This is a genomic window from Hymenobacter jeongseonensis (assembly GCF_015694725.1).
Classification (GTDB): Bacteria; Bacteroidota; Bacteroidia; order Cytophagales; family Hymenobacteraceae; genus Hymenobacter; species Hymenobacter jeongseonensis.
Genome location: NZ_JADQDQ010000005.1, coordinates 364,905 through 390,179, shown reverse-complemented (window position 1 = coordinate 390,179; position 25,275 = coordinate 364,905). Strand labels below are relative to the sequence as shown.

25 protein-coding genes and 1 tRNA gene are annotated in these 25,275 nt (G+C 59.6%); 17 read left to right on the top strand and 9 right to left on the bottom strand.

Going from position 1 to position 25,275, the window contains the following annotated elements; translation table 11 throughout:
* The first annotated feature begins 176 nt into the window (after positions 1-176).
* From I2I05_RS13400 to I2I05_RS13390, 3 genes are all read left to right on the top strand, one after another.
* Positions 177-953 (top strand): carboxypeptidase-like regulatory domain-containing protein, encoded by a 777-nt coding sequence (locus tag I2I05_RS13400; protein WP_196282755.1) that lies wholly within the window; start codon positions 177-179, stop codon positions 951-953.
* A gap of 192 nt (positions 954-1,145) precedes the next feature.
* Entirely contained in the window at positions 1,146-1,514 is a 369-nt protein-coding gene (locus I2I05_RS13395; protein ID WP_196282754.1) for a hypothetical protein, read from the top strand.
* 109 nt (positions 1,515-1,623) lie between these two features.
* A complete protein-coding gene (locus I2I05_RS13390; protein WP_196282753.1) occupies positions 1,624-2,226 on the top strand; it encodes a hypothetical protein in 603 nt (200 codons plus the stop codon).
* 69 nt (positions 2,227-2,295) lie between these two features.
* Here the strand turns inward: I2I05_RS13390 and I2I05_RS13385 are convergent, their stop codons facing one another.
* The gene (locus I2I05_RS13385; RefSeq protein WP_196282752.1) at positions 2,296-2,574 is read right to left on the bottom strand and encodes a hypothetical protein; all 279 of its coding nucleotides are present in this window, start codon (positions 2,572-2,574) and stop codon (positions 2,296-2,298) included.
* 1,005 nt (positions 2,575-3,579) lie between these two features.
* Here I2I05_RS13385 and I2I05_RS13380 point away from each other — a divergent pair.
* Positions 3,580-5,067, top strand: coding sequence for an ADP-ribosylglycohydrolase family protein (locus tag I2I05_RS13380; RefSeq protein ID WP_196282751.1), 1,488 nt, complete (start codon positions 3,580-3,582; stop codon positions 5,065-5,067).
* A 126-nt stretch (positions 5,068-5,193) separates the two neighbouring features.
* On the opposite strand, the gene I2I05_RS13375 is transcribed toward I2I05_RS13380, so the two are convergent.
* From I2I05_RS13375 to I2I05_RS13350, 6 genes are all read right to left on the bottom strand, one after another.
* Positions 5,194-5,871 carry a hypothetical protein gene (locus I2I05_RS13375; protein WP_196282750.1) on the bottom strand — a complete coding sequence of 226 codons (678 nt, stop codon included), beginning with the start codon at positions 5,869-5,871 and terminating at the stop codon, positions 5,194-5,196.
* 555 nt (positions 5,872-6,426) lie between these two features.
* On the bottom strand, positions 6,427-6,714 hold the full coding sequence (locus I2I05_RS13370) for a helix-turn-helix domain-containing protein (RefSeq protein ID WP_196282749.1): 288 nt from the start codon (positions 6,712-6,714) through the stop codon (positions 6,427-6,429).
* A 123-nt stretch (positions 6,715-6,837) separates the two neighbouring features.
* Positions 6,838-7,620, bottom strand: coding sequence for a hypothetical protein (locus I2I05_RS13365; RefSeq protein ID WP_196282748.1), 783 nt, complete (start codon positions 7,618-7,620; stop codon positions 6,838-6,840).
* Between the two features lie 263 nt (positions 7,621-7,883).
* Positions 7,884-7,957, bottom strand: a tRNA-Arg gene (locus tag I2I05_RS13360).
* A gap of 107 nt (positions 7,958-8,064) precedes the next feature.
* Positions 8,065-8,787 carry a TVP38/TMEM64 family protein gene (locus I2I05_RS13355; RefSeq protein WP_196282747.1) on the bottom strand — a complete coding sequence of 241 codons (723 nt, stop codon included), beginning with the start codon at positions 8,785-8,787 and terminating at the stop codon, positions 8,065-8,067.
* A 114-nt stretch (positions 8,788-8,901) separates the two neighbouring features.
* Positions 8,902-9,807 carry a DUF2167 domain-containing protein gene (locus tag I2I05_RS13350; protein WP_196282746.1) on the bottom strand — a complete coding sequence of 302 codons (906 nt, stop codon included), beginning with the start codon at positions 9,805-9,807 and terminating at the stop codon, positions 8,902-8,904.
* A gap of 175 nt (positions 9,808-9,982) precedes the next feature.
* Between I2I05_RS13350 and I2I05_RS13345 the strand changes: the two genes are divergently transcribed.
* From I2I05_RS13345 to I2I05_RS13310, 8 genes are all read left to right on the top strand, one after another.
* Positions 9,983-11,122, top strand: coding sequence for a cystathionine gamma-synthase (locus I2I05_RS13345; protein ID WP_196282745.1), 1,140 nt, complete (start codon positions 9,983-9,985; stop codon positions 11,120-11,122).
* A gap of 339 nt (positions 11,123-11,461) precedes the next feature.
* Positions 11,462-12,427, top strand: a complete 966-nt coding sequence (locus I2I05_RS13340; protein WP_196282744.1) for an alpha/beta fold hydrolase — start codon at positions 11,462-11,464, stop codon at positions 12,425-12,427.
* A gap of 51 nt (positions 12,428-12,478) precedes the next feature.
* Positions 12,479-13,642, top strand: coding sequence for a sensor histidine kinase (locus tag I2I05_RS13335; protein WP_196282743.1), 1,164 nt, complete (start codon positions 12,479-12,481; stop codon positions 13,640-13,642).
* Positions 13,642-14,388 (top strand): LytR/AlgR family response regulator transcription factor, encoded by a 747-nt coding sequence (locus tag I2I05_RS13330; protein WP_196282742.1) that lies wholly within the window; start codon positions 13,642-13,644, stop codon positions 14,386-14,388. Before I2I05_RS13335 ends, I2I05_RS13330 begins: the two co-directional genes overlap by 1 nt.
* 124 nt (positions 14,389-14,512) lie before the next feature.
* Complete coding sequence (locus I2I05_RS13325) at positions 14,513-15,223, top strand: SIMPL domain-containing protein (RefSeq protein ID WP_196282741.1); 711 nt, start codon at positions 14,513-14,515, stop codon at positions 15,221-15,223.
* Positions 15,224-15,239: 16 nt separating this feature from the next.
* Complete coding sequence (locus I2I05_RS13320) at positions 15,240-16,094, top strand: maleylpyruvate isomerase N-terminal domain-containing protein (protein ID WP_196282740.1); 855 nt, start codon at positions 15,240-15,242, stop codon at positions 16,092-16,094.
* A gap of 209 nt (positions 16,095-16,303) precedes the next feature.
* Positions 16,304-17,131 carry a metallophosphoesterase family protein gene (locus I2I05_RS13315; RefSeq protein WP_196282739.1) on the top strand — a complete coding sequence of 276 codons (828 nt, stop codon included), beginning with the start codon at positions 16,304-16,306 and terminating at the stop codon, positions 17,129-17,131.
* Positions 17,131-17,751 (top strand): hypothetical protein, encoded by a 621-nt coding sequence (locus I2I05_RS13310; RefSeq protein ID WP_196282738.1) that lies wholly within the window; start codon positions 17,131-17,133, stop codon positions 17,749-17,751. The genes I2I05_RS13315 and I2I05_RS13310 overlap by 1 nt, the downstream gene beginning before the upstream one ends.
* A 185-nt stretch (positions 17,752-17,936) precedes the next feature.
* Here I2I05_RS13310 and I2I05_RS13305 read toward each other — a convergent pair whose 3' ends face one another.
* Both I2I05_RS13305 and I2I05_RS13300 read right to left on the bottom strand, forming a co-directional pair.
* Complete coding sequence (locus tag I2I05_RS13305) at positions 17,937-18,914, bottom strand: hypothetical protein (protein WP_196282737.1); 978 nt, start codon at positions 18,912-18,914, stop codon at positions 17,937-17,939.
* A 676-nt stretch (positions 18,915-19,590) separates the two neighbouring features.
* Positions 19,591-20,616 carry an OmpA family protein gene (locus I2I05_RS13300; RefSeq protein WP_317192352.1) on the bottom strand — a complete coding sequence of 342 codons (1,026 nt, stop codon included), beginning with the start codon at positions 20,614-20,616 and terminating at the stop codon, positions 19,591-19,593.
* 188 nt (positions 20,617-20,804) lie between these two features.
* On the opposite strand from I2I05_RS13300, the gene I2I05_RS13295 reads away from it, so the two are divergent.
* The 5 genes from I2I05_RS13295 to I2I05_RS13275 all read left to right on the top strand — a co-directional run bounded on the left by I2I05_RS13295 (position 20,805) and on the right by I2I05_RS13275 (position 25,181).
* Positions 20,805-21,851, top strand: a complete 1,047-nt coding sequence (locus I2I05_RS13295) for a class I fructose-bisphosphate aldolase (RefSeq protein WP_196282736.1) — start codon at positions 20,805-20,807, stop codon at positions 21,849-21,851.
* 138 nt (positions 21,852-21,989) lie between these two features.
* Positions 21,990-22,892: an acetyl-CoA carboxylase, carboxyltransferase subunit beta gene (accD, locus tag I2I05_RS13290; protein ID WP_196282735.1), complete on the top strand. Its 903-nt coding sequence runs from the start codon at positions 21,990-21,992 to the stop codon at positions 22,890-22,892.
* A gap of 119 nt (positions 22,893-23,011) precedes the next feature.
* A complete protein-coding gene (locus I2I05_RS13285; RefSeq protein ID WP_230688320.1) occupies positions 23,012-23,758 on the top strand; it encodes an OmpA family protein in 747 nt (248 codons plus the stop codon).
* Positions 23,759-23,957: 199 nt separating this feature from the next.
* Positions 23,958-24,239, top strand: coding sequence for a YMGG-like glycine zipper-containing protein (locus tag I2I05_RS13280; RefSeq protein ID WP_196282734.1), 282 nt, complete (start codon positions 23,958-23,960; stop codon positions 24,237-24,239).
* Positions 24,240-24,461: 222 nt separating this feature from the next.
* Positions 24,462-25,181, top strand: coding sequence for an OmpA family protein (locus tag I2I05_RS13275; RefSeq protein WP_196282733.1), 720 nt, complete (start codon positions 24,462-24,464; stop codon positions 25,179-25,181).
* Positions 25,182-25,275 lie beyond the last annotated feature (94 nt).

Here is a 25,275-nt window from a genome sequence, read left to right as displayed (position 1 = left end):
GGGTGGGCCAAGCCGGCGCGAAGTAGAAACCAAAAGTAGTCGGTTGCTGCAGCGTAAGTAGGCTAAGCAAACGGTCGGAAAAGTAAAAGGAACCTTTCACCAAACCTCTAATAACGTCTACGGCAAGAACAATATATTCACCCGCGTTATATTTGGTCTACAACCCTTTCCGCGCCATGAAGAAACGCCTCCCACCCGTTGTCCGCGGCATTGCCCTGGGGATTGCCCTGCTGGGCGGTTCCTGCACCAAGAACACCCAGGAGGCTCCGACGCCTGCCGCGCCAACCCCGGTCGGCCCTTCCATCACCGGGCGAATTCAGCCGGTGGGGGCCCTCAGCGACGTCGCACTGGTCGATACCGCCACCCACCAGACCGTTGTCGGTGCGGCCCCCGACGGCCAAGGCGCGTACCAGTTCACGGCCGTGCGCGCCGGCACCTACGATTTGTATTTCAATGCATGGCCCGGGTACGTGCGGCCGCGCCAGCAGCGGGTGACGGTCACGGCCGGCAAAACGACGGTGGTGCCCCCGGTCACGGTGGTGCAATCCACGGGCTCGGTGACGGCCGATGGGGCGGTGCTCCCGGCCCCGCTCGTCTCGCGGATCATTGGCCACCCAACTCTTTTTACCCTCGTCCTGAGCGACGACGTGCCCGGCGGGGCGCGCGGCACCTACCGCCTGGAGCTGAGCCTGCCCTATGCCGTGCGGGTCGGCACCTACGCCCTGGACGGCGCGGCGGCGTATGCGGTTTTTTACGCTGGCAACGCCGGCGGGTTCGACTCCCGGCTTCCGGCGTCTCCCGTGCCCTCGGGGGGCACGCTCACCGTTACGGCGGTGGACAACCCCGCTCCGCATCCGCGCTCCGTTTCCGGTACGTTTCGCTTCACCGGCACGGCCCCGGCACAGGGCACCCAAAAAACCGTCAGCGGCACCTTCCAAAACGCGTCCTTCTAGTCCAGCGGGTGCGTTCCACCAGACCCGCAGGCCCGGCTCCGGCAAGGTGCGCCTAACGGGAGGCTGCGCGTCAGGTGCGGGGCATTCAGCGAAACGGTGGTAATGTAAACGCGCTCCGTTCTATTGAAGGAGCGAATTAATTACTTCCATGGTCCGCTCAATACATTTGAGGAGCTACCTACGCTGAACCGAATGGAAAACACAAATGCGAATTTCTACACCGGGTATGAGGGAGAGCCCGAAGTGGTATTTGCGCTGCAAGATTTTCCTAGCGGGAAGTTACATGCCTGGGAAGGGCATGTAGACGCCGTGTTGCAGGCCATTCCACCGGGTACAGGGGGAAGTTGGGATGGTTTGCTTTTGCCTTACCATCTCGCCACAGGCTGCTGGGACAACGGAGAGGAAACGGTGGTGGAGGACTTACCCTTGTTTGCCTCGCAGTTGGCGGCCGTCGATGCTTCCTGCTTCGAGCCAGAGACCGACCAGTTCTTTCAGGCACTGCAAGTATTAGTTCAACGGGCTATGGCCGAAAGAAGGACTCTCCTGATTTCACGCTCATAGGAGTCCAGCCAAACGGTCCGAAGGTAAACGCGCTGCGTTGAATTGAAGGAGCATAATTTTACATTGCTACTTTTCAGCGGCGGAACGACGCCGCCACTACCTTCGGCGCATGAAACACGTGAGGACGCCCGTGCTCGGGACCGTGTTGCTGTTCACGGCCTGCTCCGGCCCGCAAGAAGCAAAAACGCCCCCCCAGGCGCCGACCCCGCCAGCGGTTCGCCCCAGCGGGTCGCCCGCGGCGACCGTGCGGGCCTTTTTGACCTGGTACCTGCAGCACCAAGACACGCTTAACTCCCTGCCGGTGGTGCCGGGTCTGTTGGACGAGGACACGACGCAGGTGTATGCGGTCGACTTTCAGGCGGTCGAAGACTACGTGCGCTTGTTGCAGCGCAGCGGTACGGTGTCGCCCCTTTACTTGCAGGCGCACCGGCGCTATTTCCAGCAATGCGCAGATTCGTTGCGCGCCCACCCGCAGACGGATGGCTTCATTGAAGGCTTGAATTACGACCACATCCTCTACACCCAAGCCGGAGACATTCAAACCCAGTTCGTACTCCGCAGCCAGCCCACCCGTGTCACTGTAGGCGCCGACACGGCCCAGGTGGTGTACCGCTTCACCGAAACGCAGACGAGCGAGGGGCCGCCTTTGGCCTTTAGCTTAGCCGTGGAACAAGGACGGTGGATGATTACCGCCGTGCGTCCCCAGCAGTAAGCACAAGTGAGTTCAGCAAAACGGTGGTGTCGTAAACGCCCACTATTCAGTTGAAGAGGGTATTCCCCCTCATGGTTTAGCCGGCACGTAAGCATGTAGCGCGGCAAGGAAGGCATCGAGCGGCATGGTAAACGGCTCCTGTTCCTCGTCCGGGCCCATCATCATCGTGTCCCAGAGTTCGACTTGCTGGTCCTGGTAGTGGATAAGCAACTGATAGACGTTGTATTCCACGTCCATCGTCGAACGGTGGCCGGCTTGGTCCACGGCAATGCCGTGCAGCAACTCCTGTTTGATGGACCCACTGCTTACTTCGGCCTCAAAGAACGAAGTCAAGTCGACGTATACCATGTGTACCGCAAAAAATGGAAATGTCGTTCATTCAAACGGTGATTTATCTGCCTCCAACTTTCGGATGGGGTTTGTAAAGGGTCCGTCAAAACAGGCCGTCGTGGGCGCGCTCGGCGTCACCGGCGTGTTGCCAGCGGTGCGTAACGTCAGGGTCGGTGAAAATTGAACGGCAGCAGGACAAAGCGCCGAACGTACGCCAGCGGAACCACTCCCAAGCGGCCGCTGCCGCACCAGGCCACTTCCCCTAAGAATCTCGCCGGGCCGACGCGCCCCAGCCCCTGTGGAGGGGCTCCGCCAAAGGGAACGAACAGGATTTGCCGGGCACGTTACCCAGTCGGCGGGTGTGGTGATGCCACCCGATTGACCGCCGGCTACAAAAACGGCTACAAAAGACGCTAACATCGGACTCCTGTCGGCGGAAATAGCAAAGTCGCACGCCAGAACGCCCCCTGCTTTTGCTGGCTACGCCCCCCCGATGATGCTAATTAGCGAAACGACCCGCAAAGCACGCTGATAATAGGGCCTGGAAGGCAGGAAAGGCCGTTTTGTAGCCGAGCGATGGCTGGCGACGCCACGAGGAGCGCGCGGCGCAGAAGCCGCCACCGGACCGGGCAATCTCGGGGCTCTTTCCACGGTTAGGGGACGTCTTCCCAAGCCCGGCAAGCCGGGCAGGAAACCCACGGGCGAAATCCACCCGGAGGGGTCACGGGCGCTGTTGTGCCGGTCACGCTATTTGCTGCTTTCCAGCCGAGGGAAATAGCCCCGTCGCACCCCAGCCCGCCCGTTGCTTGTGCCCCTGTGGTCAACCCGATCCTGCTCCTGTTGCCTTGGCGACCTCAGTAGCTGTTCAGCGGCCAAATGAATGCGGATTTCGGGCGTATTCGACGCGTTAAGTTCGAGCATCCGTCCTTACGTGCCGAAAGGAACAAATAAGGGGGCTCGCATAAAGATAATCATATGTTAATCAGTACCTTGCGCTGCCATCAACCCCTTAGGTAAACGCTTATGTCACAACCGCTTCCTTCCCTCGAATCCCAGCTGCGCTCGGCCCTGCTCGGCCTGGCCGTGGGCGACGCCCTGGGCGTGCCCGTTGAATTCCAAAGCCGGGCCGTCCGCCGCCGCGACCCGGTCACGGGCATGCGGGCCTACGGCACGCACCACCAGCCCGCCGGCACGTGGTCCGACGACGCCTCGCTCACCTTCTGCCTGGCCGAGGCCCTGGCCGACGGCTACAGCGTGCGCCGGCTGGCCGACCACTGCGCCCGCTGGTACCAGGACGCGTTCTGGACGCCCCACGGCCGGGTCTTCGACATCGGCATCACCACGCGGGAGGCGCTGCAGCGGCTCCAAAACCTGCCACAGGAGGCGTCCCCGCTCGTCGGCGGCCGGGATGAAATGAGCAACGGCAACGGGGCCCTGATGCGCGTCCTGCCGCTGGCCTTTTACCAGGCCCAGGCCCCGCTGGCGGTGCGGTTCCGGCGCATTGCCGACGCCGCGGCCGTCACCCACGGCCACCTGCGCTCCGCGCTGGCGTGTTTTCTCTACCTGGAACTGGCCGCCCACCTGCGGGCTGGGCTCACGCCGGCGGTGGCCTACGCCCGGCTGTGCGAGGACGCGCCGGCGCAATTCGAAGAACTGCAGTTGCCCGCCGGCGAGGCTGCGCTGTTTGCACGCTTCTTGGGCGGCCAGCTGGCCTCGGTGCCCGAGGCCGCCATTGCCAGCAGCGGCTACGTGCTGCACACGCTGGAGGCGGCAGTGTGGTGTTTGCTGCGCCACGCTACCTACGCCGAGACCGTGTTGGCCGCTGTCAACCTGGGCGACGACACGGACACCACCGGGGCGGTAGCGGGGGGGCTGGCCGGGCTCTGTTACGGAGAGGGTGGCATTCCGGTGGAATGGCACGGGGCGCTGGCTCGTCGGGCCGACATTGAAGACCTTGCTCATCGTGCGGCTGTTGGGTGTGTGGCCGTGCAGGTTGCCCCACCTAGACCTATTCCGAATAGCTACTGGGCCACGCCGTCTGTGCTTGGCTGCGAGTACCCGGGGGACCGGACCGCGGCGCTGGCGCAGGCCAAACTCAAGGCGTTGCTGGACGTCGGCATCACCGACTTCTTTGACTTAACAGAAGCGCACGAACTCACGCCTTACGAGCCCTGGCTGCAAGAACTAGCGGACCAGCAGGGGATAGTTGTCCGGTACCAGCGCTACCCGATTCGGGACGTCGACGTGCCCACTCCGGCCGTGTTAGAGGAGGCGCTGGCCGCGTTGGCTGACAGCGTGGCAGCGGGCCGTAAGGCAGCAGTACATTGCTGGGGAGGGGTAGGGCGCACCGGTACGGTGCTGGGGTGCTACCTCGTGCGGGCCCACCAAGTCAGCGGGGCTGAGGCCCTGGCTAGCATTGCGCGGGAATGGCAGGGCGTGGAAAAAAGCCACCGGGTGCCACAGTCTCCAGAAACGGCAGCGCAGTGCCGTTTAGTGGAGTGCTTTGAATAGTCTATGAGCTTGCTTCTGCCTGTGAAGCAAAAAGTAAGTGGTAACCGAAGTCAGCAGCTTCCATACAGGCACTAATTGGCGAAATACATAGTGATTACATGAAGTGGAAAACGCTAACATATTAGCTTACTCCACCACGCAGGGTGAGAGCTTATGCAGGCTTTCGGTGAAGAGGGCATCAAAAATGTTAGGCCCTGCTTGCACCTGAAAGTGCTTCCACAGTCTGTCGCATTTGCGACGGTAGTAGCTGAAGGTGCTAGGCGGCGTGGTGGGCTTTGTATCCGCCCAAACCTCTGGTACATGGACTGCATGGAGCAGAATGGCCTCTTGAAGTGTTCGGCCAACAAAACGCGCGGGCATCTTGCGATGCACTAACCCCCATTGCTCACTTAGATAATTAGAAAACAATCGCAACAAATCTGGACTCGCTAAATCAGCCAGGGTTAGATAAGGTCGTTTTACGATTCCTAACAAACGCCGGCGGCTGGATAATACCAATTCAAAGCGCATCAAGGGTTGGTAGGTTTTGGGCAGGTAGCCTTTGCTTCGGTCGTAGGCCGCTTTGTCGTAAAACTTGATTCTATACTCACGATAGGTTGCCTCAAATTGGAAGGGCCTGTTGGCATTTCGAGGCGGTGAGATGGGCCAAAACGGTTTCCTTTTGTGGTGAAGTAAAGAATTTAAAAAAGGCTCGGGGGAAGTGGGAGTCTCGATATTCACTCCAATTTCCAGTTTGTAAACGCGTAACCAACCAGCGGGTATCCCTAACTCCTGCGCAAGTTTTGTACAAGCGTATTCGACCATGTCGGCAGTGAAGGAGCCTCGATTATTGCCGAGGGCGAACGTGTGGAGTGAGCCCCGGACCCGGCCACTTCTTTCATATGGCTTGTAATCGATTCGCAGGTCTCCGTGTGAAAATTTTATACAGTTGTGTTTGTTCATTTGGCCTGTGCAGTTGGAGAACGCTGGTGAGGCGGCCATGCGGGCCAATGCCTCGTGGTCGTGGGGGGGAATGTCAAAGTGCAGGTGTAGGTTATCGTACATGGGCTATGGTGGTGACGCATGGCGTCTGTTTAATGACTTCCGCGCTGTTGATTTGAGGCGACAATAGAGTAGCCTTTCCCTTTGCAGGTAGCGAAATTTGAACTCAGAAGAGAGGGGTTCAGGATGGGCTAAAGCCCCGAAGGACTCGCCGTGCTGGCGTCGATTAGGGGAGGAACCGAGGCCTATGGCCGGCATTGTCGTATGCCAGGCAAGTTATCGTAAAAGTTGGCGCGCCACCATGAAGGTCGTCCAATGGGTCTCTGAAATGAGGAGTGAGAAGCCTAGGGCGAATACTGGATTGTAGTCGGCGGACGCTTATTTCCGATGCTGATAGCGAGTATGGCTACGACCGGCCTCTAACATTTTGCTGCGTTCGAAGTAAATCCTACGTCCTAAGCGCACGAAGGGAACGATTCCGTTCTTCTGCCATTCCGTGAGGGTAGTTAAGGAAATGCCGAACTCACGGCATGCCTCCGTTTTAGTGAGCAGTGAGTCGGGGCCGTCAACTTTCGGTGCGCCTGGGGCCATAATCTCGGCGAAGGTGTCACGGAGAAATTCTCGGAAAGCTTCTGGGCTATCAGCCAGGATGATAAGGTTTGACATTGTAGGACCAGGTAGGTGAATTGGTGGGACAAACCTAGTCTTTCATGAAAGGTAGGAACAAGCTAAATACTACCTATCAAAAAATTAGTACTGATAAAAAAAGCTTTATAGGTAGTTAAAGTGCTATGTTTTTTCTGCCGTCTTAGGGTCAATAAACTCTTTAGAAACACGTTTTCTTCCCAAGGCATTAAGCACTGCAACTTCGGGTTCCCCTATTCCAAGTCGTTCAGATGGGATCTTCGACAACGCAAGTTGAAGGGCTAACGCGGGGTTTTTACTTGAAGTAGTATGAAGTATAAATACCCGACAAAGGGTCCGGCATAATGCTGCCATGTTGCCCTCGGTCTTTCGATAATCCAGTAGGCTGATATGACCTTTTCTTTCGAGCCGATACAAAGCCTCAGCTAAAGCGGAAACAGTGCCCTTAAATGGAATTGTTGCTTCGATTGGGTTCTCACGCACATGTTCTTCTTTCGTCAATCTCAAGCGCTGTTTTTTTATCCACTTATCGACCTTGGCTGCATTGGCAACAAAGAGTTTTCCACTTCCTGGTGTCTTTATGTACCTAGGCCTGTCTTTGGCCCAAATTTTCTGGAGTCGAATTTCTACTAAAACTTCCTCCAAATACTCGCAATCCACATTATCGCAATCGGGAAAGAGCACGTTAAGGTGCCCTTCCACTTCATTATAGGGCCACGCCCGGAGAAGATTAGCCAAATAGGTTGGGAATTCTCCGCCATAAGGCTGGGGTAGTTCTTGCCGCTTACGTAGTTTTAAAACAGGAAAGTCGCTGCTCCCGAGCTCTTTGAGTGGACGGTAAGAATCAGCTTTCTTCTTTCTCTCTATCTCAGTGTTGGCGATTACTAGATTCCTTCGCTCTAGGATTGTGGGCGGGCGCTCAGTCATTCACGAAAATAAGGGAGTTCCCAAATAAACGCTTAGGAAGGTACAATAGGGAGAAGGTTCAATAACTAGAACTAGACTACGTTCGGGCTGCATAAGGTAATCTGCCGTTCGCCTCCGATATTTTATCCTCCTATTTGTGTTTGGTACCATATATCTGGCAGCCAGCTTTGCCTGGGTTCAGGTAGCATTCACCGAGCATTGTCCCGTGAAAAGCAAGAGGCCCAACAACTCGCTGATTAACAGCATGTTGTTGGGCCTCTAAGTGGTCGTGTAAGGAGTCGAACCTTAAACCTTCTGATTCGTAGTCAGATGCTCTATCCAATTGAGCTACACAACCGTTTCCCGTGATGGGACCGCAAAGGTAAGAGGGAAAAATGCGGCTGCACAAGCTAGGAGCGTATTTTTCCTGAATATTTTTTCAATAAAAGCGCAAGCTCCTCTAAATCAGGCTTCGTTTGTGCTGGCGGCAGCGCCTTTGCTGAGTGCCCGCTTCAGGGCTTGGTTGAAAAGATAGTAGAGTCCGAAGAAGGAGGCCGCTACCAGTGCAATCAGCAGGAGCTTGCCGGTGGTGCCGGTGCCGGGGTCTTTCAGCAGCGTGAAAACGTCTTGTGCCTTCGTGCCGAGCCAGTAAAAGAACAGGCTGCGGGGCAGCATGCCGGCAATGGAGGCCAGCAGGAACGGCCACCGGCGCACTTTCATGATGGCCAGCACGAACGTCATGAGCGCAAACGGCGTGACGGGCGACACCCGGGTGAGGAAAATCAGCTGCCAGCTGTCGGTTTTCAGCTCCTTCATCACCGCATCCACTTTGGGGAAATGGCTGAGGAAGCTGAGCATCTTGCCGTGGTCGAGCAGGGTGGCTATCTGGTAGCCGGTGAGGGCCGCTAGGGCGTAGGCCACCACCATGCCCGGAAAGCCGCTCCAGCCCAGGTAAAAGCCCGTGACCAACACCACGGCGGTGGTGTTGACCAGCGAAAACGCCATGGCCACGCCCACAATCACGAAGTACAGCAGGCTCTGGCCGGTGGTCAGGTTTTCGAGAAACTGCTGGTTCTGGTAGAGCACAAACGTGAGCGACGAACTGCCCACGATGGGCACCGCCACCAGCAGCAGCATGGAGAGCAGGGTGGAAAAGTTCTTTCGGAAAAGCTCACGCAAAAATTTCATAGGCGGACGAAGGTAGGGGCGGGGCCACCCGCGCGGAGCACCACGGCCCCGCACGAGCGGCCCCGCCGATACCATGCCAATACGCCTTCGCCCGGCCTTTGGCTGGCTGTAGGCCTACGCTTCTTTCGAGCCGAAGCCAAAAAACCGCTTCAGGCCCGCCCAGGCGCCGGCTAGGGCCAGCAACCCGATTTTCCAAAACTTAAGCACCACGGCAAACAGTCCTACTTTGGCCAGCACCTTGCCGGCCACCAGGCCGCCGATGGAGTAGGCGGCAACTTCGTCGATGTCGGCATCGAAATCCAGGTACTGCTGGCCGCGGGCAAACGTGACGCTGGACAGCAGCCCCGGAATGCTGGCCTTGATTTCGGGCAGCTGGCTGTTGTCGCCGATGGCGTTGAGCACGAGCACGCCCTTGCGGCCGAGCAGGCGCACGTTGTAGTTGAGGGTGGTGTCGGGGTTGGTGCCGAAGCGCAGCGACTTGGCCCAGTGCAGGGCGTGGGTGGTTTTGTCGTAGTAGGGGTTGGCGGCCCAGCCCAGCACGTAGAACGGCTCAAAGCCGGCGCTTTCGCGCTCCTTGTTGTTTTCCTCGGTATCGTCCTGCATTTCCGTCAGCAGCTCGCTGTAGTCTATGTCGTCGGCATCGTCGTCCTTCACGTAGCCCATGGCGTCGTAGCTGATGGAATAGGCCCAGGATTTTTCATCGAGCGGGCCGCGGTTGGCGGGAAACAGCATGCCCAGCGTCTCGCTTTTGGGGTTGCCCCAGAGCTGGGTGAGCACCTGGCGGCTTTGGGCCGAGTCGAGGTAGCGGAAGCCGTTGGGCACGGTGATTTCGCCGATGCCGCCGGGCAGCACAATGCGGCCCTGCTGAAAATGCAGGCTGCCGGTTACGGAGTCGGAATAGGCTTGGTAGGCGGCCAAGCGCATGGCCACGGAGTCGGCGGCGGTGGGCACGGGCTTGGGCCGGGCAATAGCGCCACAGTGCACAAGCAGAAGGAACACGAGGGGTAGAATTTTTTTCATGAAGACTTGAAATGGGTAAAAAAGTATGGGGGTGTGAAAAAGCCAAAAGGCGAATATAGCCCTGGGCTTGCACTTCGGCTTTGCCTTGGCTGGCGTCCGTAACTTGCCGGCCCAAAGCGGTTGGCCCCGGGCTGCCGTTCGGCTCATTTCCGTCAAATTCCCGCTTCTTCTCTTTATGAAATTCGCCACCAAAGCCATTCACGCCGGCGTGCATCCGGACCCCCACACCGGGGCCATCATGACGCCCATTTACCAGACATCGACCTACGTGCAGACCTCGCCCGGCAAAAACCAGGGCTTCGAGTACTCGCGCACCCACAACCCCACCCGCTCGCAGTTGCAGGACGCGGTGGCGGCGCTCGACAACGGCAAGCACGGCATCGCTTTCGCCTCCGGCATGGCCGCCATCGACTGCCTGATGAAGCTGCTGCAACCCGGCGACGAGGTGATTTCGACCAACGACCTCTACGGCGGCAGCTACCGGCTTTTCACGAAAGTGTACGAGGGCTACGGCATCAAATTCCACTTCGTGCCCATGCACGACATGGAAGCCGTGCGCGCCGTGGCCGGCCCCAAAACCAAGCTGATTTGGGTGGAGACCCCCACCAACCCGCTGCTGAACGTCATCGACATTGCCGCCGCTTCGGCCGTGGCCAAGGAGTGCGGTGCCCTGCTGGCCGTAGACAACACCTTCAGCACGCCCTACCTGCAAACGCCCATGGATTTGGGGGCTGACATCGTGATGTATTCGCTGACCAAGTACATGGCCGGCCACTCCGATACCGTGATGGGCGCCCTGGTGGTGAACGACGACAGCCTGCACGAGCGGCTGAGCTTCTACCAGAATGCCTGCGGCGGCACTCCCGGCCCGCAGGACTGCTTCCTGGTGCTGCGGGGCCTCAAAACCCTGCACATCCGCATGCAGCGGCACTGCGAAAACGGCCGCGCCGTGGCCGAGTACCTGCGCCAGCACCCCAAAGTGGAGAAGGTGTACTGGCCCGGCTTCGAGAACCATCCCAACCACGCCATCGCGGCCAAGCAGATGCGCGACTTCGGCGGCATGATTTCCTTCGTGCTGAAAGGGGATAAGCAGGAAGACGCCATTGCCGTGCTCGAGAAGTTCAAGTATTTCACCCTGGCCGAAAGCCTGGGCGGCGTGGAAAGCCTCAGTGGCCACCCCGCCACCATGACGCACGCCAGCATTCCGGCCGAGCAGCGCCGCAAATCGGGCCTGAGCGACTCGCTCATTCGCCTGAGCGTGGGCATTGAGGACGCCGAGGACTTGATTGAGGACTTGGCGCAGGCAATTGGGTAGAAATGAAGCGTTAGGTCAAGCGAATGCCTCGGAGCTGTGCTTCGGGGTATTCGTGTTTAAAGCGTATCCGAATAGGCCGTCATGCAGAGCGCAGCGCAGCATCTCGCCAGAGTTAGTACTCGCCAGAATTAGTAAATAATTAGTGGTAGCACGCGAGATGCTGCGCTGCGCTCTGCATGACGGCAAACTTATTACGGATGGGCGCTAACCGGGCTTGCGGTCCAGCAGGGTTTAAGCCCGTTCGCGGGGCGAAATAACCGTTGGCGGAAATTGCCTTTTGGTGGGGGAGGGACAAGAGTAGGTTTGAGTCATCAATCAGCCCTTAAAACAAATCTGACCATGAACTACACTGTTCTCCGCCGCCCCTTTGCTGCCCTGCTGCTGGGCCTTGCGCTTGCTCAACCGGCTTTCGCGAACACGCCGCCCGCCGCTGGTGCTGCCACCATTGTGGCCGACAACCCCGCCGCCCATCCCAGCTTCACGGTGCGCGTGGTGGGCAAAGGCCGGCCGGTGATTTTGATTCCGGGCCTGACCTGCCCCGGCGCCGTGTGGGACGAAACGGTGGCCCGCTACCAAAGCCGCTACCAGTGCCACGTGGTCAGCTTGGCGGGCTTTGGGGGCGTGCCGGCCGCTACGGGCAATGCCACTAGCTTTCTGCCCGCTGTGCGCGACCAGCTCTTGGCCTACATCAAGACCCAAAAACTGGACCGGCCCGCCATCGTCGGCCACAGCCTGGGCGGCTTCATGGGGCTGTGGCTGAGCGTGGCCCAACCCGAGGCCATCGGCCCGCTCGTTATTCTCGATTCGCTGCCGTTTCTGGCCGCCATTCAAAACCCGAACATGACCGCCGAAGCCGCCCGGCCCATGGCTGAAGGCATGCGCAAGCAAGCGAGTGCCGGCAAAATGCCGATGGCCCAGCAGCGCCAAATGGTAACCAGCATGGTGACCGACACCGCCCGCCAGCGCCTAGTGGCCGTCTGGGGCCAGGCCTCGGACCCCGCCAGCGTGGCCCAGGCCATGTACGAAATGTACACCACCGACCTGCGCGCCGACCTGGGCGCCGTGCGGCAGCCCGCGCTGGTGCTCGGCACGTGGGCTGCTTACCAGCCCTACGGCGCCACCCTGGCCTCGACGCGCGCCATCTTCGCGGCGCAGTACGCCAAGCTGCCGCAGCACAAGATTGAAATGTCGCAAGCCGGCAAGCACTTCATCATGTACGACGACGCGGCCTGGTTCTTTGAGCAGACCGACGCATTTTTGCAGGCCAACTACGCGGGCAAAGCCAGCTACGCGGGTAAGAAATAGGGCAGTTGAGGCGCCGGCCCGGCGGCTTTCCATTCATTACCACCTGCTGCCATGTCCCTGCTTACTGCTCCGAAACCCAGCCGCTACTACTGGCGCACGCAGGTGCTGGCCTGGGCGGTGTACGGCGTGTTCAATATTGTTATGTTTCGGGCGTTTGTGCCCAAAGCCGCCGGTACGCCGCTGTGGGTGTTCGACGTGATGAGCTTCACCATTGCGGCCACGGCGCTGGGTGCCTCGCACGTGCTGCGCCAACTGATATGGCGCGGGAGGTGGCTGTCGCTGTCTCCGCTGGCCTTGCTGGGCCGGCTGCTGCTGGCCAACGCGGTTTTGGCGGTGGGCTGCGTGGTGGTCATTGGGCTGATGTCGGTGCTGTTTTTGCCGCTCCAGGGCGCAAGCCGGGGGCCTCAGGGCTGGGCCGCGCAGCTGGGCTATTCCCTCAACCTGGCCATTCTCCTCTCGATGTGGGCAGCGGCCTACGTGGGCTGGCAGTACTTGCAACGCTTCCGCCGGGCCGAAATTGAGAAGTGGCGGCTGACTGCAGCGGTGCGCGAGGCCGAGCTAAACACGTTACGGGCCCAGCTTAACCCGCATTTTCTCTTCAATGGCCTCAACAATATCCGGGGGCTGGTGAGCGAGGACCCCGAGCGCGCCCGGCAAGCCCTGGCGCACCTGGCCGAGCTGCTACGCTACGTGATGCAGCACAGCGCCACGCCGCTCGTGCCACTGGGCCAGGAACTGGAAATCGTGGCCGATTACCTGGCCCTCGAAGCCCTGCAGCTGGAAGACCGATTGCAGTATTCTCTCGACGTGGACCCTGCCGCCCGGGCCGTGCAGCTGCCCCCGCTCACGGTGCAGCTGCTGGTCGAAAACGCCATCAAACACGGCGTGGCTCCGCGGCCGGCGGGCGGCATCGTGTCCCTCACGGCGCAGCTCGATGCGGCCGGCTGGCTGTGCCTGACCGTGCGTAGCCCCGGGGAGTACCATCCCGCCGCGGCGGCCGCGAGCAGCGGCTTGGGCTTGCGGGGCCTGCGCGAGCGGCTGGCCCAGGCGTTTGGGCCGGCTGCTCAGTTTGAATTAGCCAACGACCCGCTCGCGGCCGATACCGTGCAAGCCTCCTTGCGCCTTCCCGTACTTAGCGCCGACTCAGCAGCTGGAGCGTCCGCCACTGCTACTCCGGCATTCGCTCATTCATCCACTCGCCCATTTGCTCATTAATGAAAGTACTGCTCGTTGATGATTCGCGCCTGGCCCGTGCCGAGCTGCGCCGTCTGCTGGAGGCATTCCCCGACGTGGTGGTAGGCGGCGAAGCCCGCAACGCGGACGAGGCCCGCGCCCAGCTGGCCGCCCAGCGCTTCGATTTGCTGCTGCTCGACATCCACATGCCCGGCGAAACCGGGTTTGAGCTGCTAGCTTCACTAGAAGCGGCCCCGCCGGTGGTGTTCACCACTGCTTACGACGCCCACGCGCTGCGGGCTTTTGAGGTCAACGCCCTTGATTATCTGCTCAAGCCCGTGCAGGAGGCGCGCCTGGCCGCCGCGCTGGAGAAGGTGCGCGCGCAGATGCAGGCGGAAGGCTCCGGAACCGTCCTCAAACCAGAACCCGCCGCGGCCATTCCGGCTTTGCTGACCGGGCAAGACCAAGTGTTTGTGAAAGACGGCGAGCGGTGCTGGTTTGTGCGTTTGGCCGACGTGCGACTCTTCGAAATCAACGGCAGCTACACCCAAATCTACTTCGACCAGCACCGGCCGCTGATTCCGCGGACGCTGGCCCAACTAGAAGCTCGCCTCGACCCCAAACAGTTTTTCCGGGCCAACCGCCAGCAGATTATCAACTTGGATTTCGTGGCCGGCGTCGAGCCCTGGTTCAGCCACAGCCTGCGCCTGACCCTGCGCGGCGGCGCCGAGGTGGTGGAAGTATCGCGCCAGCAGTCGGTGCGTTTTCGGGAGTTGCTGAGCCTGTAAGAAAGATGTAACAGGATTTGCCAATTTTCCTGCTGGCCGATATATATGAAAAGCGCCGAACTACCGTTGTAGGTGGCCCGGTGCTTTTGTTGTGGAACACCGGATTTGCCTTTAATCCAGCTCGATGCGCCACTTATTTGTTCTGTTGATATTGCCGCTCGCCCATCTTTCGGCCGCCCAGACGGTGGCGCCGGTCCCACCCCGCACTATTCTGGTGCGGGGCACCGCGGAACAGGAAATTGAGCCGGAGAAGCTGGATTTGTTGCTTACCTGCCGCTTTTCGGATAACGTTAAGGAAAGCGGGCGCACCCAAGAGCAGGAGCAGGGCCTGCAGCAGGTGCTGAAGCAAGCCGGCATTGCGCCCGAAAAACTGGTGCTGGAGGACCTCAGCGCCAGTGGCTACGGTGGCTTCTCGAAAACCGGCAACGCCAACGTGGCCCTCACCAAAGTGTACCGCCTCACGCTGAACAATCCCAAAATCCTCAACACCCTGATTCCTCAGCTTGTACAGACCGGTGCTGATAATCTCAGAATTGTAAATCTGGAAAGCAGTCTGCTGGCCGCTACCCAACTGGAAGTAGCGGGACGCGCAGCCGCCAATGCTCGGCAGAAGGCCCTGGCTGTGACGAAACAGGCCGGCGGTCAGCTCGGCAATGTAGTAGCAGCGGTAGAAGTGCTGCCGGGGGCATCATTGTCTGAAGTGCTGGTGGAAGGCTACCAGAAAATGGGCGCTGGCAAATACAAAGCCTCTGAAGACCGTGGAGAAATAGCGACTCCTAACTTGCGCAAAATCGTAGTTGAAGCCGTATACGACGTAGTTTTTGAAGTGAAGTAAGCTGCATTCTTGCCCTATGGAGGAGTCGCCCAGTCGCCCAACCGTGCCCATTGAAGTGCTGCCGCTGTTCCCGGTGCTGGACCAGCGGCTGACGGAGCTCCTGCGCTCGCTGTCGGCGCCGGACTGGCAGCGGCCCACCCTGGCCCGGCAGTGGACTGTGAAGGACGTGGCCGCCCACCTGCTCGATGGCAACCTGCGCACGCTTTCCATGCTGCGCGACGGATATTTTGGCGAAGCCCCGGACGACCCGACGTCCTACACCGGCATCGTCAGCTACCTGAACCGCCTCAATGCCGACTGGGTGGGTGCCGCGCGGCGCCTCAGCCCCGCGGTGCTGATTGAGCTGCTGGCCCAGTCCGGCGCCGAATACACCGCCTACCTGACCACCCTCGATCCGTGGGCCCCGGCTGCTTTCTCGGTGGGCTGGGCCGGCGAAACGGAGTCGCAAAACTGGTTTCACATTGCCCGCGACTACACCGAGAAATGGCACCACCAGCAGCAAATTCACGCGGCCGTGGGCGGGCCGGGCCTGCTGACCAGGGAGCTGTTTGAACCCTTTGCCGCGACCTGCCTGCGCGGGCTGCCGCATGCTTACCGCAACGTAGCGGCGCCGGTTGGCACCGTGGTGCAGGTGCACATCACCACGGTGATTGGCGGAACCTGGCAAGTGGCCAAGTCCGCCGCAGGCTGGCAACTGCAGGCCCCAGAACCCACGGCCGCGGTGGCCGCAGAGGTTGCACTCAGTCCCGAAATAGCCTGGCCGCTCTTCACCAAAGGCCTGAGCCCCGCCGAAGCTCGGCCGCAAGTGCGCATTGTGGGAAACCAGACGCTGGGGGAAGCCGCGCTGCACTTGCTGGCGGTAATGGCCTAGCCATAGCAACGGTTCAGGTTAGACGGGGCCTACGGGCGGCATCAGCTTCATCATCAAAGCGGTGGCGAAGCTGGTGAAGTAATTTATGACGAGTGGCGATGTTAACATTAGATTAACACTGGCCAAAAAGGACTGCCGCCGCCAACCAGATGGCTCAATTAGGAGTTTAAGGTTTTTTTGTTAGCATTGGCCAGGTGCCATTTTTATTTATGTCATCATTATTTACGCTGCGGCGCTGGACCCGTATTGCCCCGGCTGCCGCCTTGTTGGTGGCCGGCTGTGATATGTTGGAGTTCAGCCCCAACGATTACCGCTTACCGGAGGAATTCACCAATCTCACCCAGAAAAACATCGCCAAGCTGCAAGCCAAGCCTCTAGCAGCGACCGACACCCTGCGTTTTGTGTTCACCGGCGACTCGCAGCAGTTCTACGACGAAGCCGAGGACTTGGTAACCAGTGTAAATCAGCAGCCCGGCATCTCGTTTATGCTGGTGGCCGGCGACATTTCCGATTTTGGCCTGGCCCGCGAGATGCGCTGGGTGGATGAGAAACTGCGCAAACTGACCGTGCCGTACCTCACCGTTATTGGCAACCACGACCTGGTGGGCAACGGCCGCGAGGCCTACCAGCACATCTTTGGCGCGCTCGACTACTCGTTTGTGTACGGCGACACCAAGTTTACCTTGCTCGATACCAACGGCCGCGAGTACAACTTCAACGGTCAGATTCCCAACCTCAATTGGCTGCGGCCCCAACTCGCCAACCTCGACGGCGCCCGGCGGCAGGTGGTTATCTCGCACGTGCCCCCCACCAACGACGATTTTGACCCGGCCTTGCGCATGCCCTACGTGCAGGCCCTGCGCGAGGCCCCGGGCTTGGTGTTCGAAATGAACGGCCACAACCACCAGTCCACCATCGGCCAGCCCTTCAACGACGGCGTGACCTACGTTAATTCCGATGCTTTTTCGGAGCGCCGCTACATGGTGGTTACCGTGTGGGGCGACCGGGAATTCCGCATTAAACAGGTCACTTTCTAATGAAAACGCTTCTACTCGCTGGCCTGCTGTTCGCCACATTCGCGGCCCACGCAGCCGCCCCGCCCGATACCATCGCAACGACGCCCGCCGGTGCGCGCCAGTGGTTCCGCCCCCAACACCTCGTGCTGCAAACCGGCGGCGGCCTGGGCATGGTAGCCGGCGGGGCGGGCTATTCCTTCCTCAAAGACCGCCTCGAAACCGATATTCTCATCGGCTACGTGCCCGAGCGCTACGCAGGTTCCACCTTGACGCTGGCCTCCCTGAAGGTGATGTACTCGCCCTTCCATCTGCGCGTAGCTGAACAAGTACAGGTAGTGCCGTTCACCATAGGCGGCTATTTCAGCTATACCCACGGCACCCTCAACGACGAACTGAAGGGCCAATACTCGAAGGATTACTACTGGTTTTCAACCGACACCCGCTACGGCGCGCTCGTGGGTGGCCGGGTCACCTACCTGGCCGCCCCGGTGGCCGCCACCGGGCTGCCCCGCAAGCTGTCGCTCTATTACGAGCTGGGCAGCAACGACCTATACATCGCCACCTACCTCAACAACCGCAACGGTGGCATCGGCGTGGGCCAGTTGCTGACTTTAGCTTTGGGTGTGAAGGCCGATTTATAACTCTCCAAGACGAACCATTTGTTCGGCCGTTGCCTCTATGGCATGGCCAAGAAAAAGCCCCATCGGTAAACTCCGTTGAGGCTTTTTCTTGATAAACCAAACCTGGTTAGTGGGCAGGTACTGTATCAATTCTAAACAACAGCCTTACAGATTAGTGCATGTATGATGATTTGCCTGGAAGCTCTTTATCGTCCGCTATAGGCCAACCTGGCCACTTGCGTGCCGGCTAGGTTGCGGGCGAGGTAGATGCCAGCGGGCACGTTGGGCGCGGGCTGCCATACCACGCGGCCATCCGGCGCGGTGGTGAGTTGCTGCACCGTCCGGCCGAGCCCATCGACGATAAGCACCGCCTGGCTGCCGGCGCCCGTGAGTTGGAAGTAAACTTCCTCGCGAAACGGCGTTGGGAACGGAAGCTGGGCCAGCGGCTGGCGCGTGCGGGTTGCCAATGCCGTCCGCAAAGGCGTCACCAGAAACCGCATGGTTTGGGTAGTGACGCCCTTGCCAGGGCAAGTATCGTCAACGGCGGTGGCCGTGAGGGTGTAGCGGCCGGGCGCTTGCAACACCGGTACCTGCCAAGTAAGCTGGCCTTGCCCGTTGCCCTGAGCTTGGAACGTGACGCCCGGTACTTTTCCGGCCGCCTCGCTCATCAGCTGCACGGTTTGGCCGGCGTCAGGGTCGGTAGCGGTGAGGTCGAGCGACACCGTTTGGCCCTGCGTCACGGAAATGGTTTGGCCCAGCAGCTGGCCGGTGGGGTTGTTGCTAAACGCCACCCGGGTGAACGCCGGCGCCTGATTGCTGCCGTTAGCGGCGAGGTACAGCATGTTGCGGTTGATTTGCCCTATTTGCTGCCAGGTTCCATTTATCCGCCGGTACTCATTCACAGCTACTGCGAGGATAAAAGCGCCTTGTTGCACTGGCATTGCGCGCGTTGTCAATTCGCCGGTGGTGGCGTCTATCTCAAAGTGCGGCGCTACGGTGCTGCCGACTGCCAATTCCGCACAGCTAGAGTTAGGGTAGGGGTCACGGATTGACATCGGGCGCACCAATTCGTAAGTTAGCGAGTCGCCTTCGCTGTCGAAGGTGCTCAAGCTATGGCGTGGCACCTGGTTGCCGACCACCTGAATCAGGTAGTGCGAAGTGAAGGTTGGCGAGGAATTTACCAAACCCGTGGAGTTATCGAGTGTGGCCGTAACGTGGATGGATTGTAAATGCGACTCCGGAAGGTTAGCAACATCGAATCGTCGATTATCGCCGTTAACACTCAGTGTCCATCGTGCCGGCGGCAAATCCACTTCACCTTCAATTACATGAATCCGGTAGTCATAAGAAAAGGGTGGCCCGGCACAGAGGGCAACGGGCGCCGGCACTGTACGAGTCATCCTGAGTTCGGTGGTGAAGCTGCCCGGTAGCGTATTGCCGCATTCGTTTTTGCCGCAGGTTAAAGTGTACTCTCTGCTCTGGACTGGCGATTGGATGTCTTGAAACATCCAAACGGAGACGCGGTACCGGTTGGGGGCTGCGGCCGTCCCAATGTATTCGTAAACGAGCTCTGTGCCCAAAGCATGCGAGGCATTGGCCCGCGTGATACTTCCAACCCAACTTAAAATAATAAGCAGGCTGCTGAGTAGTAAAGATGGACGCATGGCGAGGGTAGAAATGATTGAGAATGGAACTACAAGTTGGCGCTTTTATAATGGTTAATTAACGTAAATGTGCTTTAAAATAATATATAAGTTTCATTGATAGCCGAAAAATTGCCTTGCGGAATAATTGCGTGAAAAAAACAAGCCCCAACCTGGTCCATGCAGGTTGGGGCTCATCGGCAGCTCGCGGCAGCAACTACTTGGCTGCCGGCGCTGCTGGTGCGCTGCTGGAGTTGGTGTCCAGAATCTGAAACAGGTCGTCGAGTTTGGGGGTGAGAATGATTTCGGTGCGGCGGTTCAGAGCCTTGTTGGCGGGCGTGTCGTTGCTCGCCACGGGCACGTATTGGCCCCGGCCCGAAGCAGTCACCCGTTCCGCTGGCACGCCGCTGGTGGTGAGGAGGCGGGCAATTTCGGTGGCGCGCAGGGCGCTCAGGTCCCAGTTGTCGGTGAGGCCGGCCGTGCCGCGCGCAATGGGAACCGAGTCGGTGTGGCCTTCCACTACCACGTTCACGTCTTTCTGCTCTTGCAGCACGGTGGCGAGCTTTTTCAGGGCTTCCTGGCCCTTGGCGTCCACTTTGGTCGAGCCCGATTTGAAAAGTAGTTGCTCGGACAGCGACACGTACACCTTGCCGTCTTTCAGCTTCACCTGCAAGTCGCTGGAGTTGAAGCTGAGCAGGGCTTTGCTCACGCGGGCCTTCAGGTCGTTCACGGCCTTGTCCTTCTCGGCCAGCGCCTTGGTGAGTTCCGTCAGGCGGGCTTCGCGCCCTTTGAGGTCGGCGGCGAGGCGGTCGTTTTCGGCTTTGCTTTTTTGCAGGTTGGTGTCCAGCACCCCAAGCTCGGCCTCGCGGCGGGCCAGGTCTTGGGCCACTTTGTTGTAGTCGGACGATTTGTTGGCCAGTTCCCGGTCGCTGTTTTTGAGCAGCTTGTCGTAGCTGTTGCTGAGCTCGTTGTAGAGGCCGCGGGTTTTGCGGTAGGCGGCACCGGTTTCGGCCGAGTCGTTCACAAGGCGCTTTTGGGTGAGGCGCAGTTGGGCTAGCTCGTCGGTGGCTTTTTGCAGTTCGGCGGTAGCGCCGCGGTACTGGCGCTCGGCCGCGGCTTTGCCGTCGGCATCGGCCTTCTGGCGGGCGCTCAGGTCGTCGTATTTTTTGGCAGTAACGCAGCTGTTGAGCAGGGGAGTGGCCAGCAGCGAAAGGGCCAATAGGGCGGGGGATATATTCTTCACGAGCGAAAGGCGAAACAGGCAAGTCCATTGGCGGCCGGACTACCCGGCCGCATTGGAATACCAAGGTAGCGCTTAGCGCGCAGCCAGCGCCCATTATGCCCAATTTAGCCCGCGTATTTCGGCCTATATTTGTTCGCCTTCCAGCCGCCATTTTACCCGCCGAAATTCACTCAAACTGCTCTTTCCGAATGGTCTCCACCCTCACCTTGAGTTCTGAAAACGAAGCCCTGCTGGCCCACCAATGCGTGGTGAGCAAAGAGCAGCTCCACGCCCCCGGCCCTGATTTTCTGGACCGCTGCTTTTTGTCGGGCAGCCGTCCGCCACAAGTGCTGCGCAGCCTCGGTGCCCTCTACAACCATGGCCGCTTGGGCGGTACTGGCTACCTAAGCATCCTGCCCGTCGACCAAGGCATTGAGCACACGGCCGGGGCCTCGTTTGGCCCCAATCCGATGTATTTTGACCCGGAAAATATTCTCCGGCTGGCCATTGAAGGGGGCTGCAATGCCGTGGCCACCACCTTCGGCACTTTTGGCACCGTGGCCCGCAAATACGCGCACAAAATCCCGTTTCTGGTGAAAATAAACCACAACGAGATGCTGAGCTACCCCAATAAATTCGACCAAATCATGTTCGGGTCGGTGCGGCAGGCCTGGGACATGGGCGCGACTGCCGTGGGTGCCACCGTGTACTTCGGCTCAGAAGACAGCAACCGCGAAATGGTGGAGGTGGCGCGGGCTTTCGAGGAGGCCCACGCGCTGGGCATGGCCACGGTGTTGTGGTGCTACACCCGCAACAACGCGTTCAAAACCGCGCAGAAAGATTTTCACGTGGCGGCCGACCTCACGGGCCAGGCCAACCACCTAGGCGTGACCATGGGGGCCGACATCATCAAGCAAAAGCTACCCGAAAACAACGGCGGCTTCAGCGCCTTGAAATTCGGCAAGTCCATCCCCGCGATGTACGACACGCTCAGCGGCGACCACCCCATCGACATGACGCGCTACCAGGTGCTGAACTGCTACGCCGGCCGCATCGGCCTCATCAACTCGGGCGGCGAAAGCCTCGGCGCCGGCGACCTCGAAGCCGCGGTGCGCACGGCCATCATCAACAAGCGCGCTGGCGGCCAAGGTCTGATTTCGGGCCGGAAAGCTTTTCAGCGACCTTTTGCCGAGGGCGTGGCCTTGCTGAATGCCATTCAGGACGTGTATCTCGACCCCGAAATCACCCTCGCGTAGGGCCTTCCGGAACCGGGCACGAGCGAGGGTGGCTGGTTGTGGGGCAAGTTTTCGCTACACAACCCTGATAATCCCTTACTTTTGACCCTACAGTTTTATTCTAACTACTAGCTTCCAGCTACAAACACCCATTTATATATGTCCTGGTTTAAGCGCGTAGAAAAGGGCATCGTCACCCCCACCGACCAGAAAAAGGAAACGCCGGATGGCCTCTGGCACAAGTGCCAGGAGTGTAAGTCGGTGGTTACCATGGCCGAACACAAGCGTTTGCTGTACGTGTGCGGGCCTTGCGGCCACCACGACCGCATCGACGCCGCCGACTACTTTGACTTCCTCTTCGACGGCGGCCGATTTACGGAGCTTGATGCCGAGCTCACCTCGGGCGACCCGCTCCGCTTTGTTGACACCAAAGAATACCCCAAACGCTTGGTGGCTACCGAGCGCAACACCGGCCTGAAAGATGCCGTGCGCACGGCCCACGGCTTGTCGGCCGGGCAGCCGCTGGTGGTGGCGGCCATGGATTTCAAATTCATTGGCGGCTCGATGGGGTCGGTGGTGGGCGAGAAAATTGCCCGGGCCATTGACTACGCCCGCCAAACCCGCACGCCGTTTCTGATGATTTCGCGCTCCGGCGGCGCCCGCATGATGGAAGCCGGCTACTCGCTGATGCAGATGGCCAAAACCTCGGCCAAGCTGGCCCTGCTGTCGGAAGCCGGCGTGCCCTACGTGAGCTTGCTCACCGACCCGACCACGGGCGGCGTCACGGCCTCGTTTGCCATGCTGGGCGACTTCAATATTGCCGAGCCCGGCGCCCTGATTGGTTTCGCGGGACCCCGCGTTATCAAGGAAACCATTGGCAAGGACTTGCCCAAGGGCTTCCAGAGCGCCGAATTTGTACTAGAGCACGGCTTTCTCGATTTCATTGTGGACCGCCGCGAGCTAAAGCAGCGCTTGGCCGACTTGCTGGGCATGTTGCAGCCCGTTTCAGCGGCCAATCCGGAACCCCGCGAAGCTCGCCGAACTCCTTCCAAAGCGCATTAATGGCCTTTTTTGAGCCCTTTTTACTTTCGGCACACTTTTTGAAAAACCCGTTTCCGTTACCGGAACGGGTTTTTCCCGTATAAGCCCGAAATTATACTCACCCAATTTCCTTTTTTCACATGAACACCTCCAAATCCCTTCTTTCCGTACTGATGTCCTTCGTGCTGTTGTTCAGCTCCTGCGCCACGTCGCAGCAAGCCAGTACGCAGCCCGACCTCTCCACCAACAACGGTACCGGCGCCCGCAAAACCGGCATGAGCAAGACGGCCAAAGGCGGCCTGATTGGCGCGGGCAGCGGCGCAGCCGCTGGCGCTATTCTGGGCCGCGTAATCGGCGGTGGTGCCCGTGGCACGGCCATTGGCGCTATTGTAGGTGCTGCCGCGGGCGGTGCCACCGGTGCCATCATCGGTCGCAAAATGGACAAAGCTGCTGAAGACCTTCAGCGCGACATGCAAAACGCCAAAGTAGAGCGCGTGGGCGAGGGCATCAAAATCACCTTCGATTCGGGCATTCTGTTCGACACGAACTCGGCTAACCTGCGCGCTGCGTCGGAATCGGACATCACCAAAATGGCGGCCATTCTCCAGAAATACCCCGACACCAACGTGCTGATTGAAGGCCACACCGACAACAGCGGTTCGGACGCCATCAACCAGCCCCTGTCGGAGCGCCGGGCCCAGGCCGTGGCCAGCTCTACGATTGCCAAAGGCGTTTCTTCGAGCCGCATCACCACCCAGGGCTACGGTTCGAGCCAGCCCGTGGGCGACAACGCCACGGCTGAAGGCAAGCAGGCCAACCGCCGCGTAGAAATTGCCATCTATGCCAACGAAAAGATGAAGAAAGCTGCCGAAGACGGCCGTTTGTAAGCACCAACTCGTTGCCGGGCCAGCGCGCTGCTTTGCAGCGCAGCTTCCCTACAACAAAAAAAGGGCCGCCTATTTGGGCGGCCTTTTTTTGTGCAGTGCCAGCTGGCTTTGGCTGGCAAATACCGCATTCAAATAGAACCTCCGGCGAGATGCCCGCGTTTAATCTGCGTCGTTTTCTCAACCTTAATCTGGAGTCGTTATGAAAACCATCAAATTATTTTTCCTGCTGTTCTGCTCCTTCATGCTCCTGGCCGGCTCGGCCGCGCAGGCCCAAACACCCAAAAAAGGCTGGAGTAATAAAGCAAAAGGCGCTACCGTAGGCGCGGGCGCGGGGGCCGTGACCGGGGCCATTGTTGGCGGGGGCAAAGGCGCGGTAATCGGTGGCGCGGCCGGGGCCGTAGGCGGTGGCCTGCTGGGCCGCAAAAAAGACAAGAAGAAAGACCCTGCCCGCTACAATGAATACCGCAAGAAGCGGAAGTAGCCAGGGAAGGATGTTTTAATTATCTGGCTCAAAAAAAGGCCCTGTCTGCGCGACAGGGCCTTTTTTTGAGCTATCGAGTAACGGTTTACGCTTCAGTTTGCGAGTGGTAGTGTCGAGCCTGAATAGTTTGGCAAGGTGGTTGCAAATGGCGTACTTGCCGGCCCGTTGCACCTGCAGCGGAAGACTGCTGGCCAATCACCTTTTACAAACACTTTCTCGCTTATGAAATTCTTTCGTTCGTCCCTCACCTTCTTGTTGGCGCTGTTGCTGCTGGTAAACACCTTCGCCCAAGCCCAAACTTCCACCGTAGGCACTGCCCGCCCCAAGGGCACCATGAGCAAAACCCTCAAAGGCGGCCTGATTGGCGGCTTGGGTGGCGCGGTAGCCGGTGGGGTAGCAGGCCGTCTGATTGGCGGCAAGTCGGGCACGGCCAAAGGCGCCATCATCGGAGCAGCCGTGGGCGGTGCCGGTGGCGCGCTGATTGGCCGCCGCATGGACAAGCAGGCTGCTGAGCTGCGCCGCGACCTAGAAGGCGCTACCGTGGAGCGCGTGGGCGAAGGCATTAAAATCACCTTCGCTTCGGGCATCCTGTTCGCCACCAACTCGTCGAGCCTGACCGGCGCGGCAGCTGCCAACATCGACCAGTTGGCCGCCACCCTGAAAAAATACGCTGACACCAACGTCGTGATTGAAGGCCACACCGACAGCTCGGGCTCGAACGCCATCAACCAGCCGTTGTCGGAGCGCCGGGCCCAGGCCGTGGCCAACGAAATCACGGCCCAGGGTGTTGACAACGCCCGCATCACTTCCACCGGCTACGGTTCGACGATGCCCGTGGCCGATAACACCTCGGTATCCGGCAAAGCCGCTAACCGTCGCGTAGAAGTAGCCATTTTCGCCAACGAGAAAATGCAGAAAGCGGCCAAGCGCGGCCAATTGTAAGAATCTAACCGCGGTGCTTGTCACCGTGGCAATAGCAAAACCGGCGGTCCAGCTTTGGGCCGCCGGTTTTTTTGTGGGCTGCGCCGAGCCGTGG

What these genes read in the sequence shown, in the direction of transcription:
- I2I05_RS13285 (WP_230688320.1), top strand. Translation starts at nt 23,012, where the DNA reads ATGAACACCTCCAAATCCCTTCTTTCCGTACTGATGTCCTTCGTGCTG.
- I2I05_RS13400 (WP_196282755.1), top strand. Translation starts at nt 177, where the DNA reads ATGAAGAAACGCCTCCCACCCGTTGTCCGCGGCATTGCCCTGGGGATT.
- I2I05_RS13330 (WP_196282742.1), top strand. Translation starts at nt 13,642, where the DNA reads ATGAAAGTACTGCTCGTTGATGATTCGCGCCTGGCCCGTGCCGAGCTG.
- I2I05_RS13320 (WP_196282740.1), top strand. Translation starts at nt 15,240, where the DNA reads ATGGAGGAGTCGCCCAGTCGCCCAACCGTGCCCATTGAAGTGCTGCCG.
- accD (WP_196282735.1), top strand. Translation starts at nt 21,990, where the DNA reads ATGTCCTGGTTTAAGCGCGTAGAAAAGGGCATCGTCACCCCCACCGAC.
- I2I05_RS13370 (WP_196282749.1), bottom strand. Translation starts at nt 6,714, where the DNA reads ATGTCAAACCTTATCATCCTGGCTGATAGCCCAGAAGCTTTCCGAGAA.
- I2I05_RS13395 (WP_196282754.1), top strand. Translation starts at nt 1,146, where the DNA reads ATGGAAAACACAAATGCGAATTTCTACACCGGGTATGAGGGAGAGCCC.
- I2I05_RS13295 (WP_196282736.1), top strand. Translation starts at nt 20,805, where the DNA reads ATGGTCTCCACCCTCACCTTGAGTTCTGAAAACGAAGCCCTGCTGGCC.
- I2I05_RS13350 (WP_196282746.1), bottom strand. Translation starts at nt 9,807, where the DNA reads ATGAAAAAAATTCTACCCCTCGTGTTCCTTCTGCTTGTGCACTGTGGC.
- I2I05_RS13335 (WP_196282743.1), top strand. Translation starts at nt 12,479, where the DNA reads ATGTCCCTGCTTACTGCTCCGAAACCCAGCCGCTACTACTGGCGCACG.
- I2I05_RS13315 (WP_196282739.1), top strand. Translation starts at nt 16,304, where the DNA reads ATGTCATCATTATTTACGCTGCGGCGCTGGACCCGTATTGCCCCGGCT.
- I2I05_RS13280 (WP_196282734.1), top strand. Translation starts at nt 23,958, where the DNA reads ATGAAAACCATCAAATTATTTTTCCTGCTGTTCTGCTCCTTCATGCTC.
- I2I05_RS13310 (WP_196282738.1), top strand. Translation starts at nt 17,131, where the DNA reads ATGAAAACGCTTCTACTCGCTGGCCTGCTGTTCGCCACATTCGCGGCC.
- I2I05_RS13345 (WP_196282745.1), top strand. Translation starts at nt 9,983, where the DNA reads ATGAAATTCGCCACCAAAGCCATTCACGCCGGCGTGCATCCGGACCCC.
- I2I05_RS13380 (WP_196282751.1), top strand. Translation starts at nt 3,580, where the DNA reads ATGTCACAACCGCTTCCTTCCCTCGAATCCCAGCTGCGCTCGGCCCTG.
- I2I05_RS13325 (WP_196282741.1), top strand. Translation starts at nt 14,513, where the DNA reads ATGCGCCACTTATTTGTTCTGTTGATATTGCCGCTCGCCCATCTTTCG.
- I2I05_RS13275 (WP_196282733.1), top strand. Translation starts at nt 24,462, where the DNA reads ATGAAATTCTTTCGTTCGTCCCTCACCTTCTTGTTGGCGCTGTTGCTG.
- I2I05_RS13375 (WP_196282750.1), bottom strand. Translation starts at nt 5,871, where the DNA reads ATGGTCGAATACGCTTGTACAAAACTTGCGCAGGAGTTAGGGATACCC.
- I2I05_RS13385 (WP_196282752.1), bottom strand. Translation starts at nt 2,574, where the DNA reads ATGGTATACGTCGACTTGACTTCGTTCTTTGAGGCCGAAGTAAGCAGT.
- I2I05_RS13340 (WP_196282744.1), top strand. Translation starts at nt 11,462, where the DNA reads ATGAACTACACTGTTCTCCGCCGCCCCTTTGCTGCCCTGCTGCTGGGC.
- I2I05_RS13390 (WP_196282753.1), top strand. Translation starts at nt 1,624, where the DNA reads ATGAAACACGTGAGGACGCCCGTGCTCGGGACCGTGTTGCTGTTCACG.
- I2I05_RS13365 (WP_196282748.1), bottom strand. Translation starts at nt 7,620, where the DNA reads ATGACTGAGCGCCCGCCCACAATCCTAGAGCGAAGGAATCTAGTAATC.
- I2I05_RS13355 (WP_196282747.1), bottom strand. Translation starts at nt 8,787, where the DNA reads ATGAAATTTTTGCGTGAGCTTTTCCGAAAGAACTTTTCCACCCTGCTC.